This is a genomic window from Corynebacterium occultum (assembly GCF_009734425.1).
Classification (GTDB): Bacteria; Actinomycetota; Actinomycetes; order Mycobacteriales; family Mycobacteriaceae; genus Corynebacterium; species Corynebacterium occultum.
Map to the genome: position 1 here is coordinate 1,472,755 of NZ_CP046455.1, position 15,569 is coordinate 1,488,323.

Below are 15,569 nucleotides of genomic sequence, written 5' to 3' on the forward strand. Positions count from 1 at the left end.
CGTGAGCGATTACCGCAGTGGGACCCAGGAATCACTCTTCGACCTGAGTCCCGATGACGAGGTCGGCTATCGTGTGCCGATCGCCTGCCAGGTGGCAGGGATAACCTACCGACAGCTCGACTATTGGGCACGCACCAAGCTTGTGGTGCCCTCGATCCGTGGTGCCCGTGGCTCCGGATCCCAGCGTCTCTACTCTTTCCGTGACATTCTCGTGCTGAAGATCGTCAAGCGTCTGCTGGACACCGGCATTTCCCTGCAGAACATCCGCTTGGCCGTGGATAAGCTCCGCGACCACGGTGTCAATGATCTGGCAGAGATCACCCTGGTCTCTGATGGCACCACCGTTTATGAGTGCCGCTCCAATGAGGAGGTCATTGATCTGCTCGGCGGTGGCCAGGGAGTCTTCGGTATCGCGGTTCCGGGTATCGTCAAGGAACTGACCGGTACCATCTCGAACTTCCCCTCGGAGCGCATCGACCGCGACAACATGGTCATCGGCATGGACGAGCTTGCGGAAAGACGCCGCCGCAAAAGCTCCTGAGCCCTTTTCTTTTTACACCCCCATGTAATTTCATGGGTGTGACCATGCAGCTTCGAGCTGCCAAGACGACCCCGCCACGCCACGCTCACGAGCTGGAGGGGTCGTTTCTGCTATCTCAAGGCAGCAAAGTTCATGGTGCCGGTTTGGTCCAACGCAGCAGATAACGGTGGTGGCGTACCCGCCGCACCCACACACCCGGCATGATCTCCCGGGCAATATCCCGGATTTGCTGCAGCGACTCTGCGGCTTCGGTGGGGGGAGGCCCGATCCTGGGCAGGAGGAATTGGAGCCCGGAAATGATCCGGTCTCTAAAGGTGAGGTTGGCGGACACCCCGACGATGAGCAGATCTCCACCGGGACGTAGCATTATTCTTGCCTTGGCCAGGGCTGGGGCAAGGTTCATGTGATGGATGCTGTCCATGAATATGATCAGGTCAAATGCACCGGGGTCCGGCTGCAAATCAGCGAAGGCCAGGGGGAGGACATGGGCGTTCGGGAGATCGATGACTCGATCCCGGGCGGATGAGAAAGTGTCCGGGTTCGGTTCGAGACCACTGATTTCAGCCACCGCCGAGGCGAGCTGCTGCACCAGGAAGCCCTCACCGCAACCGACCTCAAGCACCCTGGCCTGAGGTTTTTGCTTGGCCACCGAGATGACCCAGCGGTGATAGGTGCTGTTGTTTTCCCCATGGTTTTCCATCAGGCCGGATTTTTCCCCCTTGGATGCGTGCACCATATGAGGATACCTGGACAAAGGGGCATGGGCCGGGTGGAAAAGGGGGTGTGGCTTAAAGATGGGAGCTGTTTCAGGATTTTTTTATGAACTGGTTGAAGTCACCCCCTCTGGGAGCTCTCAGAGTCCCAGTGACTGGTTCGCCAGATCCAGCAGCTCCTGATAGGAGTTGACCGGGGTGGCATTGAGCACTGGATCGATCTCACCGGGGCCGAGATGGAAGGCCGCCAGTTCAACATTGCCCGGCAGGCTGTCCAATAGGGACTGGAACTGCTCATCACTCATGTCATCGGCGGTGCCGGAGGTGAACAGCATGACTTTGGCCGGAGCGTTGGTTTCCCTGGCGCGGTCCCCAGCCACCTGGAGGGCGGCGGCCAGGGCGTCACGGGTCTGGGGCACACCGGCGGTCCCCAGCAGCTGCACCGAGTTCGCCACAGTGGTGCCGCGACCGAAGCCCAAGTTGGTGCGGTACCCCTTAGTCACACCGGGGTTGATGGGGGAGGAGTAGTTCCACAGCGAGGAGGCCCGTCCGGTGGCACCCAGGCGGGGTGCGATATCGGCGATGGTGGCGGCCCCTGCCTCGAAGCGGCTGCGATCCCCGAAATCAGAGTTCATCTGGGCGGAGGTGTCCAGCAGGAAGAGGGTGTCCACCGGGGTTCCGGCTACCGGTTCCATCGCCTCTTCCTCTGGCTCGGGGGTTTCCTCGGTGGTTTCCGGGGTGGTGGTGAAGGCTTCACGCACCGCCAGGACCTGTTCCCGGTTGATCGCCATGGACCCGGTGTCCGGATTCTGCTCGGCGGCGAAGCGGACCAGCGCATCGGCGGCGTGGACCTGTTCCTCGGAAACCCCGTCGGTGGTGGCGATCCCGGTGACCTGGTATTCCCGGGCCACATCAAGCTCACGGTACTCATAACCCTCGGGGGTGTCATCGGCGGGTACCGCGATCAGTGGGGCCCCATCGGCCAGTGCCTGCTCCAAGGTGAGTTCCTTGTCGCGCTGCAGGAGTGCGGCGGCATCTGCCGGGCTGGGGGACAGTGCGGTGGCTGCCACCACGGCAGCATCCTCATGGCTGGCCACCGGGTAGGCGACCTGCTCAGCAGCCGGGGTCCCTTCACCCGGGGTGTCGGCGGCGACGGCCAGGCCGAGCGGCACCTGGATGGTGTCGGATTCAGCGGAGGCACTACGGCCTGCCTCTTCGAGGGCGGCCGTCGGATCAGAGGCGGAGATGTAGAAGGCGGCGGTGCTCAGATCAGAGGTGACCTCAGGCGTGACGCAATGGTCGCGGATCACGGGGTTGGTGGCACGGAACTCCTTGAGGAGGGCGTCGGCAAGCCCGGGTTCCTCCTCTGCGACGGGCAGCGTCACATCGCCCTCTGTACATTCACCTTCCGCGGTGTTCTGGCCGGGTGTGTCTCCGCTGGGCCAGAGCCACCAGGTCAGCGCAGCGATGAGCGCAATGACCACCACAAGTGTGGTGATCGCGCCCTTGGAGAGGGCAAAATTAGATTTGCCATCGGAGTGGCGACCCACGGGCATGTCCTTCCTTCGTAGCTACCCCAGAAGTCTAGTGCTTTGGGCGGCACTTATGAGAGAGGCAAGCCGTATCCGGATAGGTTGGGCACGCTGAGACAGCTTCCGCTGCCGCTCGACATACTCAGATTTACCGGCGGCGGTTTCAATTGCCACCACCCCGAAACCATGGCCGCGCACATCATAGGGGGAGGCTTCCATGTCCAGGATCCGGGCATCCCGGGCCAGTTCAAAGGTATCGAGGAAAAGCTCGCCGGGCACCAGGGGGCCCAGTTTCGCAGCCCATTTGTACAGGTCCATGGTGGCGTGCACGCAGCCGGCCTGATCATTCTCCGGCTGATCCTCCCGCTGCAGCACCTTCAGGTTCAGGGGTCGGGCGGGTTCGGTGAAGAATCGGTAGGCATCATAATGGGTGCATCTGATGCGGTGCTTCTCGACGACCGCGTCCGTGCCCGCCGCGCCCAGGCGCAGTGGCAGGTCATGGCGGTGGGAGTCGCTCCGGTAGACCATCGCCCACTCATGCAACCCGAAGCAGTCGAAGTGGGCTGGGTTGGTGTGGGTGCGCTCCAGCAGGTCCCGAATATAGTCCACCGCTGAGCCCCGTCGTTCCAGGAATCCGACAAGATCCAACCCGATCAGACCCTCCCGGCGGTGGTAGTCCCGCCACCCGGAGTGCTCCGGCTCGCCTGCCAACCAGACCCCGGCACCGGGATGCCAGCGTCGCAGGTGGGCAGGACGGACCGGATAGTACTCGAAGAGGAAATCGAAGACGGGGTGCTTTTTCCCGCGGAAGCGGCGGTCCAGGTGATCATTGACCAGCCGGTCGCAGCGCTCCCGGTGCTCTTCCTGCAGGTGCTGCCAGGTGTCTTGGGAAAGAATGTTCATCAGAAGGTGTCTTCGTGGGTCCAATCAGAGACGGTGCCCACATATTCCTCAATGAGGTCTTCCAGGGTGATCACGCCGAGCAGTTCGCCCTTGTCGCGGACCTGGGCCATGTGGGCGGAACGGGCACGCATCACATGCAGTGCCTCATCGAGGTTTCCGGCCCCGTCGACGATGATCAGGGGGCGGATCTCATCCCGGGGGATGATCTCCTCAGCCGGGGCACTGTCGAGGCGGTCGAGGACATCCTTGACGTGGATATAGCCGAGGAAGGACTGGTCCTTGCCGGTGACCGGGAAGCGGGAGAAACCGGTTTCGGTCACTGCCTTCTCCAGATCCCCCATGGAGGGGCCACTGCGTCCGAAATCGAGGGTGCGGACCTGCTCCAGGGGGATCAGCACCTCCTGGAGGTTGCGGTTCTCGGAGTAGAGCGCCTTGTGTAGTCGGGTGGATTCTTCAGCGTCCAGCAGACCCTCGGAGCGGGATTCGGCGATCATGGTGGCCAGCTGAGCCTGGTCGACGGTGGAATCCAGTTCATCCTTCTGCTCCACACCGAAGAGCCGGAGGCTGATGCGTGCGATCCAGTTCATGAACTCGATCAGGGGGCGGGTGAGCTTGACCCAGGCGATCAGGAGCGGGGTCAACCACATGGCCAGGGTCTCTGGGCCGGCGATCGCGATGTTCTTGGGAACCATCTCACCGAAGAGGATGTGCAGGAAGGTGATCAAGGACAGGGCGATGATGAAGGAGATGGGGTGGATCAGGTTCTCCGGCACCCCCAGGCTGATGAAGGGCACCTCGATGAAGTGTGCCACCGCAGGTTCCGCGACCTTACCCAGGATCAGGGAGCAGATGGTGATGCCGAACTGACAGCCGGCCAGCATGATCGACAGGTGTTCGGTGGCGTAGAGAACCTTGTGGGCGCCGGGTTTTCCCTGGTCGATCAGGGAGGAGATGCGGTCCCGGCGGGAGGAGATCAGGGCGAATTCGGCGGCCACGAAGAAGGCGTTGAGCCCCAGCAGTCCGACGATCATGAGGGTGGTGGTGAAGATGTTCACTTAGAGTGCCTCCGCTTCCTCATGGCTGATGGGGGTGAGGATCGCGCGGTCCACGCGACGCTCCTCCATGACGGTGACCCGGGCCAGCCAACGGCCGCTCAGGCCGGATTCGAATTCATCGCGCCTGGGGGTGTCCGTGACAGGCAACAGCACCTGGGTGCCGACGCTGGGGATGGCCCCCAGGCTTGCCATGATCAGACCACCGAGGGTTTCATAGGGGCCGTCCGGGGCGGCGTAACCGACCTTGTGGGACAGCTCGTCGATGCGCACCAGTCCGGATACCTCCCAGCTGATGCCGAATTTCTGGAAGTCGCGTTCGGCTTCGGCATCATCATGTTCGTCATAGACGTCACCGAGGATCTCCTCGACGACATCTTCGATGGTGACCAGTCCGGAGGTGCCGCCGTACTCATCGGCGACGAGCACCATCTGGGCGCCGGAGGTGCGGACCGCGTTGAGTACCGCATCGCCGTCCAGGCTGGCGGGGACCGTCGTCACGCGACGTGCGAGGGAACTCACGGTGGTGGTCCGGCGCTGTTCGCGGGGGACGGAGAAGGCGTCCTTGATGTGGACCATGCCGATGGTGTCATCAAGATCTCCCTTGACCACCGGGAACTTGGAGTGTCCGGTTTCCTGTGCCAGCTCGATCAGATCCTGGACGGTGTCACCTCTGTCGAGGGAGGCGATGGTGGATCGGGGGGTCATGAACTCCTCCGCGATGGAGTCACCGAAGCGCAGAGAACGGTCCAGCACCTGGGCGGTGGTGGCGTCCAGTCCACCGCTTTCGGCGGAGTTTCGGACCAGGGCGCCCAGTTCCTGGGCGGAACGGGCCGAAGCGAGTTCATCGGCGGGTTCAATGCCCAGCTTGCGCACCAGGAAGTTGGCGGAGACATTCATCGATTTGATGAACCACTTGAAGGCGATGTTGAACCAGTGCACGGGGTGCACCACCACGCGGGCGGTTTCCATGGGCTTGGTGATCGCCAGGTTCTTGGGCACCAGCTCACCGAAGACCATGGACAGGAAGGTCGCCACGATCAGGGCCAGGACCAGGGCGACTGCGCTGGTGCTGGATTCGGAGAGTCCGATCAGCTTCAGGAGCGGGGTGAAGTACTGGGCCAGGATGGGCTCGGCGAGGAAGCCGGTGGCCAGGGTGGTTACCGTGATGCCCAGTTGGGCACCCGACAACACGAAGGAGAGGTTCTTATAGTCCCTCTGCACTGCGCGGGCGCTCCTATCGCCCTTTTCCTTGAGGTGGTTCTCCACGGTGGAGCGTTCCATACCGGTCAGGGCGAATTCAATCGCCACGAAGAGGCCGGTGCTTGCCGTGAGCGCCACGAAGGCCAGCAGTGAGAGGATGCTTATGAGTATGTCCATTAGCGTCGACCGTGGTTAGGCCGTGGGACCATCTTTCCGTGTGCGTCGGCGTCCGGCGTTCGGACGTCGGGAGTTGCTGCGATTCCCGGCGGGGTTCTGGTTGCCGCGGGAACGGGGCCGGTTGCCCTGCGGCCGTGCCTGCTGCTTGGGTTCCTCGATCGGCTTGCCCGAGGGACGGCGCGCACCGGTAATCTTAGCCAAAGAATCAGCCTCCGCGGTGACCTTGATTTCCTTCGCAGACACCCCGGCCTTCTTCATCAGCTGATCAACTTCCTTGATCTGCTCATCCATCACCAGGGTGACCACGGTGCCGGAGGTGCCGGCACGGGCGGTGCGGCCCGCACGGTGCAGGTAGGCCTTGTGCTCGGCCGGGGGATCGACGTGCACAACCAGGGAGACATCATCGACGTCGATGCCGCGGGCGGCGATGTCGGTGGCCACCAGTACCGGCACGGAACCATCGGCGAAACCGGCCAGGGCGTTGGCGCGGGTGTTCTGCCCCTTGTCGCCGTGCAGACCGGCGGCGTTGACACCCATCCGGCGCAGCTTCTTGACCTGACGGTCTACACCGTGCTTGGTGCGCATGAACATGATGGTCTTGCCCTGGCGGGCGGCGATCTGGGTGACCACGTCATTGCGTGCATCACGGCCACCGACCAGCAGGCGGTAGTGGGTCATGGTGTTGACCGAGGCCTCGACCGGGGCGGTGGAGTGGGTGACCGGGTTATTCATGTAGCGGTCAATGATCTTCTGCACATCGCCGTCGAGGGTGGCGGAAAACAGCAGTCGCTGGCCACCCTTGGGGGTCTTGTCCAGCAGTCGGCGGACCTGGGGGAGAAAGCCCATGTCAGCCATATGGTCGGCCTCATCGAGGGCGGTGATCTCCACCCGGTCGAAGAAGAGCTTGCCCTGGTCGAGCAGGTCCTGGGCGCGGCCCGGGGTGGCCACCAGCAGGTCCACCGGGGAAGCCAGGGAGCGGATGTGGCGGGAAATTGCCACACCACCGACGACGTCGAGGGTGCGCAGTCCCATGGCAGCGGCGGCGGGATCGAGGCGTTCCCGGATCTGGGCGGCCAGCTCGCGGGTGGGCACCAGCACCAGGCCACGGGGATGGCCGGGCTTGGAGGAACCGGAGTTGGACAGGCTGGCGAGCATCGGCAGGCCGAAGGTGAAGGTCTTGCCGGAGCCGGTGGGGCCACGGCCGAGCACGTCGCGGCCGGCGAGTGCGTCGGGGATGGCGGCAGCCTGAATCGGAAAAGGCGCGGTAATGCCCTCGCGCTGCAGCTCACGCACGATGGGGAGCGGCAGACCGAGGTCCTTGAATGTTGTCATTGGGGAAAGTGTAGTCGCTTCAGGTCGATATACCACGCTCGGGAGGGTGCAGGACGGTTGCGACTAGCTTGCTGATCCAGTACGGGAGTCTTCCCGGCGGGCTGCGACGAAGAGACGATCAACCCAGACACCACTGAGCAGAGCGGGGATGATCAGCAACCAGAGGCATGCAACCAGAAGGAGATCATGTCATCCGCCAGGGTGAGCAGAAGCCAGGCCGGGACCGTCACCAGGAGATGGAACCGGGGCAGGGGATGCCTGGGGTGAGCCCCCGACACCGGCGCGATCTCAGTGAAAGCGAACCCTGAATAAGTAAAGACACCCAGAAGATTCCAGGTCGGGTAGCTGATCCGGCGGGAGGCAACGGGGTTGCTGCGGTCCGCTGGCATGCCTTCACCTTAAAGGGCTCCACTCATTAACAGGGGGGGTGTTCAGGCAGGCGTGGGTGCGATGTTGTGGTTGAGGCGGAAGAGATTTTCCGGGTCATAGCGGTCCTTGAGCGCCACCAGACGCTGATACTTCTCCGGCCCATAGGCCCGGCGGGTGGCAGCCACGAGGTCATGCTCTGTTTCCGCCCCGAGGAAGTTGATGTATTCCCCGTGCTCAGCAAAGGGCTGCATCGCGGCGTAGACCTTGCGGGCATAGGCGCTCAGGCGCTCATCCTCGGCGGGATCATGCCAGAAGCCGTAGACATTCAACCAGAAGCGGGCGGAGCGGTTGGGGAAGGCGGTGGCATCCTCATCCACCCTGCCGAAGTAGCCGCCCATCAGGTGGATGTCGATCCCGGTTCCCTGCCAGGTGAGCTCGGAGGCGAAGTCGAGGAGCACGTCCACGACTTCCGCATCCAGGCGGGAGAAGGAGACGTTCTTCCAATAGCCCCGGGAGCCGGTGGGGAAGAGGTCATCCATCGCGCTCTGCCACTCGGTCCAGGGAAGAGCCCTGAGATCCTCCACATCGGGTGGGGCCGCCTCCCGCAGGCGGGCCAGCTGCTCTCTCCCGATACGCTCATCCTCGCCGAAGCAGTTGCATCCGATGATCAACCAGGGGGCATCGCCCATCTCCATCTCCGGGGGCATCACCAGGATCGAGATGATCGGGTTGATCTCATCCGGCAGCTCCCGGCCCCACTGCTCAAAAGCATCCAGCGCCGAACGCCAGTTCTCCGGCCGATACAGGAAATTCGCCCCCAACAGGCCCGCCGGAATGGGCAGGCTACGGAAGGTGAAGGAGGTGATCACCCCGAAGTTTCCGCCACAGCCCCGGATCCCCCAGAACAGCTCAGCGTTCTCCTCCGCACTGGCGTGGAGATGTTCCCCGGAGGCGGTGACCAGGTCAGCGGCAAGTAACTGGTCCAGGCTCAACCCGGCAGTGCGGGTCAACTATCCCACCCCACCACCGAGCGTCAACCCGGCCACCCCGGTCTGGCTGATCACCCCGAGCGGGACAACCAGACCGTGTTCCGTGCTCACCCGATCCACATCCGCCAGGGTCGCACCAGGCCCGACGGTGAGTAACCCATTCGCGGTGTCGACACTCACCTGGTTGAGGGCACCGAGGTCAAGCACGATACCCGCCGCGACGGTGCTGTGACCGGCGATATTGTGCCCGCCGCCGCGCACCGCCAGGGGCAGTCCGGTGGCCCGGGCGGTCTGCAGCACGGCATCTATGTCAGAGAGCGCGGTGGCCCGGACAATCGCCCGCGGTCGGCGATCAATCATTCCGTTCCACACCGCCCGGGCCTCCTCATAATCCGGATCGCCGGGCTCGATCAACGTTCCCTCGAGATGGGTGCGCAGCTGCTGTACGGCCTCGGTTACCGCGGCTTTCCCCACGGTCTGATCATCTTCGTCTTTCATGGTCCCAGTTCCCTTGCGATAGGTGATGCTGGCCAGGAGAAGCCGGTTCTCTTGGATATCTGCGAACTTACGCCCCGCCCGGTAGGGGTGAAAGCCCCCCGAAACAGTGTCGGATGCCGCGCGGCGCCGGATACCCTCCCATTAAGTTGGAACACATGACCCAGGCCCCCTTGAACGCGCAGATCGAGCTTCCCGAGCAGCGTTTCGCCCCACAGCTCGCCTTCCTCGAAGCCTACGACCGGGGGCCACGCCCACCCGGCTGGCGGCTGACCCCGGCCGCCGTGGTCAGCTTCATCTGTGGTGCCCAGGGCCTGAGGTGTGAGAATGCTCCTGCCGGGCTCCCGGCGCGGATGGACATCCCGGTGAAGTTCATCGGGGATCGTGGCCTGGTGGAACGCTGTGTGATCACCTTGGCGGGGGCGCGTGCCCTGATGCTTGTCGGCGAGCCTGGTACGGCGAAGTCCATGCTCTCTGAGTTGTTGGCGGCCGCCATCTGTGGTTCCTCGGAGCTGACGGTGCAGGGCAGTGCCGGTACCACCGAGGATCAGCTGCGCTACGGCTGGAACTATGCACTCCTGCTGGCTGAGGGCCCTTCCGAGAAGGCGCTCGTGCCCTCCCCGGTGTTGCAGGCCATGCATAGCGGCAGAATCGCCCGGATCGAGGAGGTCACCCGCTGCCTGCCGGAGGTGCAGGATGCCCTGGTGCCGGTGCTCTCGGAACGGCGCCTGGCCATTCCCGAGCTGGGGGAGCATTCCGTGGCCGCCCGCCCGGGTTTCAGCATCATCGCCACCGCCAACCTGCGTGATAAGGGGGTCACCGAGATGTCCGCGGCACTCAAACGCCGCTTCAACTTCGAGCAGGTTGACCCCATCGCCGACTACGCGGCCGAGGTGGACCTCGTCGAGTCGAAGACGCGGCAGGCGCTCGACAGGGCACAGCTGCCATCGGCGGTCGACACCGCCGTGGTCGATGCGTTGGTCACGATCTTCCGGGATCTGCGCGTCGGGATGACTACGGAGGGTTGGGCGGTGGAGAAACCCGGTTCGGTGCTCTCCACCGCCGAGGCCGTGGCCATCTCCTCATCCATTGCCCTGTCCGGCGCCTACTTCCCGGGGCAGGGCGGGGTCGGGCAGATCGCCGGGCACCTGCTCGGGGCGGTGCGCAAGGACGATGAGGCCGACGCCACCCGCCTGCGCGCCTACTGGGATGCGGTGATCCGACGCCGCGCCGAGGTCGGGGGACAGGGGCCCTGGCGGCAGTTGTGGGAGGCCCGGGACCATGTCTTCTGAGGTTCCCGGCCCGGCACCGCTAATCGACGCCCTCGAGGAACTGGACATGGTCGGAGAGCAGATCCTCTTCGGCATCCGGCACCACTCGCCGGCCTGTGCCCGCGCCGTGGTGGCCGCCGCCGAGGAACTGTGCCCCCGACAGGTCGCCGTGGAACTGCCCGCCGACCTCGCCCACCTGGTGCCGTGGCTGTGGCACGCCGACACCCGGGCGCCGGTGGCGGTCGCCGCCGCCACCACCGCCGGGGAGGGGGCCACGGCCGCCGGACTGTATCCCTTCGCCGATTTCTCCCCGGAGTTGGCGATCATCCGGTGGGCGGGCCGTAACGGGATCCCGGTGCACTGCATCGACCTTCCCGTCGGGTCCCGCCACCGGATCCCTGCCGCCGAGGACGTTCCCGGAACCGGACACTCCAGGGTCGCGGCCTTCCCTGAATTTCTCAGCCAGGAATCCTGGGACCGTCAGATCGAGGCCCGCAGCATCGGCGCCACCTGGCGCCAGGTCCGCCGCGCCGGCCTGTCGGTGGGGCTTGCCGCCCGGCGCGCCGGGTACGGGATTGATGTTTTGACGCGTGCTCGCGAGGAATATATGTCGGGGGCACTCGCCGGGATCAAGGGGCGCACCCTGGTTGTTGTCGGTGCGTTTCACTGTGGGGGTCTTCAGGTGGTCTCCGAGGTCGATAGCCCGGTGCCGGTGGAAGCGGTGGTGACCTCTCTGGTTCGTTATAGTTTCGATCAGCTGGATTCGCGTTCCGGTTATGCCTCGGGCATCCGGGATCCCCGGTGGCAGCAGGGGGTGCTTCTGGCGCGGACACCTGAGGATGTCGAAAGGCTGGTCACTGAGGTGCTCACTGATCTGGCCCGGACCTGTCGTTCCGGTGGGGAGCCGATCGGGACGGGTGAGGTCGTCGAGGCGCGTCGTTTCGCGGTGGATCTGGCGCGTCTCCGGGGGCTTCCGGCACCGGGTCGGCGGGAGGTTGTTGAGGCGGTCACCTCGGTTTTTGCCCAGGGTTCCGTTCTCGGGCGGGGGCGGATGGTTGCTCTGGCGATGCAGCAGGTGCTGGTCGGGGATGTCATTGGTGAACTTCCCGATGATGCCCCGGTGCCCGTCCTGGAGGCCCATGTCCGGAAGGAGATGGCCCGGCTTGCGTTGCCGGCCGCCGAGGGTGATGAATCGGTGAGTGTGCGCGTCGAGCCGTTCAAGCGTGGCCGCAATCTTGAGCGTCATCTTCTGCTGGCCCGGCTCGCGGCTGTTGGTGTTGCCTATGAGATCGGGCGGACCGGGGGCAGCACCCGAGGTCTGGAGAACCGCAGTTACACGGTCACTATCCGTTTCGAGTCGCGTACCGCCGCAGGCCTGGGCCTGCTCGCACCCCGGGGCGTGACCCTGGCGCAGGCTGTGGCCACGGAGCTTTCTGCCCGGTTGGCCCGGCAGGCCGAGGATCCTGACCCGCAGGTTGTCCTGGAGCTGATCTCCTCGGCGGCGGCAACATTTTCGGCTGGGGTGCTCAGTGATGCCCTGGGCCTGTTCGAGTCCGGGGTGCTCACCCGGTTGAGCTTCGAGGCGGCGGTATCGGCCACCGAGGCACTCACCGGCATTGCCGGGGGACGCGAGCCTGCCGCGCAGTTGTTCGACGCCGCCGTGCTGGCGGACTGTGATCGGCTGGCCGGTGAGCTCGGTGCTGTCATCATCCGGGAGATCGAGGGGGTGGCCGGTTCCGAGGATCCCGCACATGCCCGGTTGCTGGGCCAGGTCACCGGCCTGCAGGAACGACACCCCGTCGGGTTGGTTCAGGCCCTGCGCCGGGTACGTACCTCTGGTTCACCGTTGATGCAGGGGGCGGCTTATGCGGTCTCCGCCGCGGGCGGGACCGTTGACATTGAAGCGGCGGGTGTCTTCCTGGGCAGCTGGATCGACCAGCATTCCGAGTCTGATTCCCGCCGTCGGTTGCAGCGCCGACTGGTGGGATATCTGTGTGCCTCCCGGGGTGCCTGGTGCGATGATCCTGCCCTCGACGGGGTGATCGAACGGGTGGAGGCACTCAGTGATGCCTCCTTCGTGGACGCTCTGCCACCCCTGCGTGGTGCTTTCGACCAGGTGCCCGCCGCGGAACGCGAACGCTTCCTTGACCGGCTGGCCGGGCGACTGGGGCACATCGACGCCCTGTTGACCGTCCCTCCCGAGACCCTGGCCGCCAATGCCCGCAGCGACCAGGCCGCCCACGAAAGGCTGGTGGCGCTGGGGTTGGCCGATATCTCCTTCACCCCGGCCACCCGCTGGCGCCTGATCCTGGGTGCGGAACCGGAGCGGCTCGGCACCGTCGGCCGTCGGATGGCCAGAACCCTCGACGAGCTTTATGGCGAGGCGCGCAACGACCCCACCGGAGAGGCCGACGGCCGGGTGCGGGGCGCCGATGGCAGCCACGACAAGCTGGGGGTGCGTGAATGGTCGCAGGAGATCACCGCATTATTCGGTGAGGATCACCTCCAGGAGATCTTCGGTGAGGCCGCCGAACGTGGCCGCACGGACGTGGTCACCACTCTCACCCCGGAATCCATACATCCCAATATCGAGACCCTGACCACCGTCCTCTCCCTGGTCGGCGGGCTGCCGGAAGCACGCCTACGGCAGCTGCGCCCCCTGGTAGCACGCATCGTGCGGGAACTGTCCGACCAGCTCGCAAGCCAGCTGCGTCCCGTGCTCACCGGCGCCACCGCCCGCAGGCCGACCCTGCGGCGCACCGGGCGGATGAACCTACCGGGGACGATCCGCCGCAACCTCCGGCACGTCGTGGAGCACGACGGGCGACCTCAGATCGTACCCGTCCACCCCGTCTACGATGCGGCCCAACGACGGGAGTCACCCTGGCACATCATCGTGCTCGTCGACGTCTCCGGATCCATGGAGGCCTCCACCGTCTACGCCGCCCTGACCGCCGCGATCCTGGCCGGGGTGTCCACCTTCCGGGTCAGCTTCATCACCTTCAACTCCGGCATCGTCGACCTGTCCGAGCACGCCACCGACCCGCTGAAACTGCTCCTGGAGATCCGCATCGGCGGGGGCACCAATATCGCAGGTGCCGTGACCTACGCCGCCACCCTGGTAACCGTCCCGGCCCGCACCGCACTGATAGTGATCAGCGACTTCGAGGAAGGGGGATCCGTCGGGGAACTACTCGCCGGGATCCGGAGGTTGGCGGATTCCGGGGTACACCTGATCGGCTGTGCTGCCCTGAATGACACCGGGCAGGCAGCCTTCAACGTGGGGATCTCGCGTGCCGTCGCCGATGCCGGCATGCGGGTGGCCAGCCTGAGCCCGATGCAGCTGGCCCGCTGGGTGGGGGAGGTGCTCACATGAGTACCCTGCCCGCACTCGACCCGGCCCTCACCTCAGCGATCCTGACCGGAACGGCACCCCGCCTACGGCGTCGGGCGGAACAGCTCGCCGCTGGGGCGCAACAGTGGCGGATCACCCCGGGGGAGACCACCACCATAGAGATCGGCACCACCACCGTCACCGTGGAAACAGACGGCCACCCCAACTGCGGTTGCCTGCTCGCCCCGAAATGCGCGCACCTCGCGGCGGTCTGCCTCGCCGCACCCGCCGCCGGGGAAAGCAACCCCATCATGGCCCAACCACACGATGGCACCCCGGAGCCAACCGAGGACGAACCCCGACCAGCCTCAGCGGCAACCACCGAACGCATCACCGCCATCCTCACCGGGGTGGAACCGGTCCTCACCGAAATCACCGCCCATGGCCTGGGCGGATTAAGCGTGGCCGGCCACACCCGCCTCCTGGCCGCGGTACAGGCCACCCGCACCTCCGGACTGCCACGTCTGGAACGTGCCTTAACGGCACTGGCCACCTCATCCCAGGCGCTGCGCCGCGGACAACCGGTGGGCCGTCGCGCCCTCGCCCGCCAGGTCCATGCTGTCCTGCTCACCCGCCACCTGCTGGCCCGCACCCCAGAAGATCCCCAGGCGGTGGGCACCACCCGGCGCGTCTACCGGGAACTGGACACCGAATCCGGCCCCGGCGCAGGATCATTTACCCCCCTCTTCGCCGAACCCGTCATCAGCGACTCCGGTTTCGCCGGTGTCAGCATCACCCTGCTCAGCGGAAGGGGAGAGCTCTTCCAGATCAGCCGGACCCCACCCGGTGAGGTGGCCGACGCCCGCCGGGTATGGCACTCCCCGGTGAAGTTGGGGGACATCCGCTGCAGCCACGCGGACCTCAGCCACCGAACCCTCCTGATCACCGGAGGCACCTCCTCCGAAGACGGCCGATTAGGCAGTGGCCGCCAGACCCGTGCCGCCCAGGGCCAGGACGTCACCCAGGACATGCTTCGAAGGTTGAACCTGCCCACCGAACTGCGGTTCATCGACACCACCCTGGCCGCCGTTCACGGCGCAGGAGTCGAGACCACCGGAGGGCACCACTTCAGCTTCCTACCCGCCGCCCGCAAACTCGGGGTCAGGGGCCTGGCAGGTGCGCTGCGCACCGCTCTGTCCCACGGAACCGTGACATTGACCCTCATGCTGCGCAACGACCACGTGATGGTGATGTGGGCCCAGGGCCACCAGCTTGATCCCACCCGCCGGATCCTGCCCGGCCTGGACCAGATCACCCCCACCCGACGGCCTGAACCCCACCCGGATTGTCCGGCGGGGGAAAACCAACCGCTGAGCATCCCCGACAACTCCGTGGCAGAACGGTTGTGGCCCTGGTTGGAACGCTCCGCTTCCCAGGGCGCACCCTCGATTCAGAGACGGTCCGCAGAGCTGGCCCACGACGTGACAACCCTATGGAAGCTAGCCGCACCCACCGGCGCCACCCTTCTGGACAACCTCGGCCACACCCCTCAACAACTGGACACCCTCCTGTCGCTGGGTATCTACCTCACGGCAATGGAACACCCCAGCTGACAACACCACAGCATTCATCCGGCGCCACCCCGGCCGGAGAACTAT

The 15,569-nt window shown here is 65.2% G+C and carries 13 protein-coding genes; 4 read left to right on the forward strand and 9 right to left on the reverse strand.

The features are described from left to right. The first annotated feature begins 1 nt into the window (after position 1). Complete coding sequence (locus tag COCCU_RS06920) at positions 2–541, forward strand: MerR family transcriptional regulator (RefSeq protein ID WP_231598901.1); 540 nt, start codon at positions 2–4, stop codon at positions 539–541. Between the two features lie 130 nt (positions 542–671). Here the strand turns inward: COCCU_RS06920 and COCCU_RS06925 are convergent, their stop codons facing one another. The 9 genes from COCCU_RS06925 to COCCU_RS14535 all read right to left on the reverse strand — a co-directional run bounded on the left by COCCU_RS06925 (position 672) and on the right by COCCU_RS14535 (position 9,309). Further along, the gene (locus tag COCCU_RS06925) at positions 672–1,277 is read right to left on the reverse strand and encodes a class I SAM-dependent methyltransferase (RefSeq protein WP_156230832.1); all 606 of its coding nucleotides are present in this window, start codon (positions 1,275–1,277) and stop codon (positions 672–674) included. Positions 1,278–1,394: 117 nt separating this feature from the next. Further along, the gene (locus COCCU_RS06930; RefSeq protein WP_156230833.1) at positions 1,395–2,810 is read right to left on the reverse strand and encodes a vWA domain-containing protein; all 1,416 of its coding nucleotides are present in this window, start codon (positions 2,808–2,810) and stop codon (positions 1,395–1,397) included. Positions 2,811–2,825: 15 nt separating this feature from the next. Next, positions 2,826–3,689: a 3-methyladenine DNA glycosylase gene (locus COCCU_RS06935; protein ID WP_156230834.1), complete on the reverse strand. Its 864-nt coding sequence runs from the start codon at positions 3,687–3,689 to the stop codon at positions 2,826–2,828. Next, entirely contained in the window at positions 3,689–4,720 is a 1,032-nt protein-coding gene (locus COCCU_RS06940; protein ID WP_407924168.1) for a hemolysin family protein, read from the reverse strand. The genes COCCU_RS06935 and COCCU_RS06940 overlap by 1 nt, the downstream gene beginning before the upstream one ends. A 24-nt stretch (positions 4,721–4,744) precedes the next feature. Next, the gene (locus tag COCCU_RS06945; protein ID WP_156230836.1) at positions 4,745–6,121 is read right to left on the reverse strand and encodes a hemolysin family protein; all 1,377 of its coding nucleotides are present in this window, start codon (positions 6,119–6,121) and stop codon (positions 4,745–4,747) included. A gap of 15 nt (positions 6,122–6,136) precedes the next feature. Next, entirely contained in the window at positions 6,137–7,453 is a 1,317-nt protein-coding gene (locus COCCU_RS06950; protein WP_156230837.1) for a DEAD/DEAH box helicase, read from the reverse strand. Positions 7,454–7,605: 152 nt separating this feature from the next. Further along, on the reverse strand, positions 7,606–7,842 hold the full coding sequence (locus tag COCCU_RS06955) for a hypothetical protein (RefSeq protein ID WP_156230838.1): 237 nt from the start codon (positions 7,840–7,842) through the stop codon (positions 7,606–7,608). 42 nt (positions 7,843–7,884) lie between these two features. Next, entirely contained in the window at positions 7,885–8,832 is a 948-nt protein-coding gene (locus tag COCCU_RS06960; protein WP_197088459.1) for an FAD-binding oxidoreductase, read from the reverse strand. Beyond that, positions 8,833–9,309: an FAD-binding oxidoreductase gene (locus COCCU_RS14535; protein ID WP_197088460.1), complete on the reverse strand. Its 477-nt coding sequence runs from the start codon at positions 9,307–9,309 to the stop codon at positions 8,833–8,835. 155 nt (positions 9,310–9,464) lie between these two features. Here COCCU_RS14535 and COCCU_RS06965 point away from each other — a divergent pair, with 155 nt between their 5' ends. Genes COCCU_RS06965 through COCCU_RS06975 form a run of 3 tightly spaced genes read left to right on the forward strand, consistent with a single transcriptional unit; the run spans position 9,465 to position 15,524 of the window. Continuing rightward, a complete protein-coding gene (locus COCCU_RS06965; RefSeq protein ID WP_156230839.1) occupies positions 9,465–10,598 on the forward strand; it encodes an ATP-binding protein in 1,134 nt (377 codons plus the stop codon). Next, positions 10,588–13,953: a DUF5682 family protein gene (locus tag COCCU_RS06970; RefSeq protein WP_156230840.1), complete on the forward strand. Its 3,366-nt coding sequence runs from the start codon at positions 10,588–10,590 to the stop codon at positions 13,951–13,953. Before COCCU_RS06965 ends, COCCU_RS06970 begins: the two co-directional genes overlap by 11 nt. Continuing rightward, positions 13,950–15,524, forward strand: coding sequence for a hypothetical protein (locus COCCU_RS06975; protein ID WP_156230841.1), 1,575 nt, complete (start codon positions 13,950–13,952; stop codon positions 15,522–15,524). The genes COCCU_RS06970 and COCCU_RS06975 overlap by 4 nt, the downstream gene beginning before the upstream one ends. The last annotated feature ends 45 nt before the right edge of the window (positions 15,525–15,569 follow it).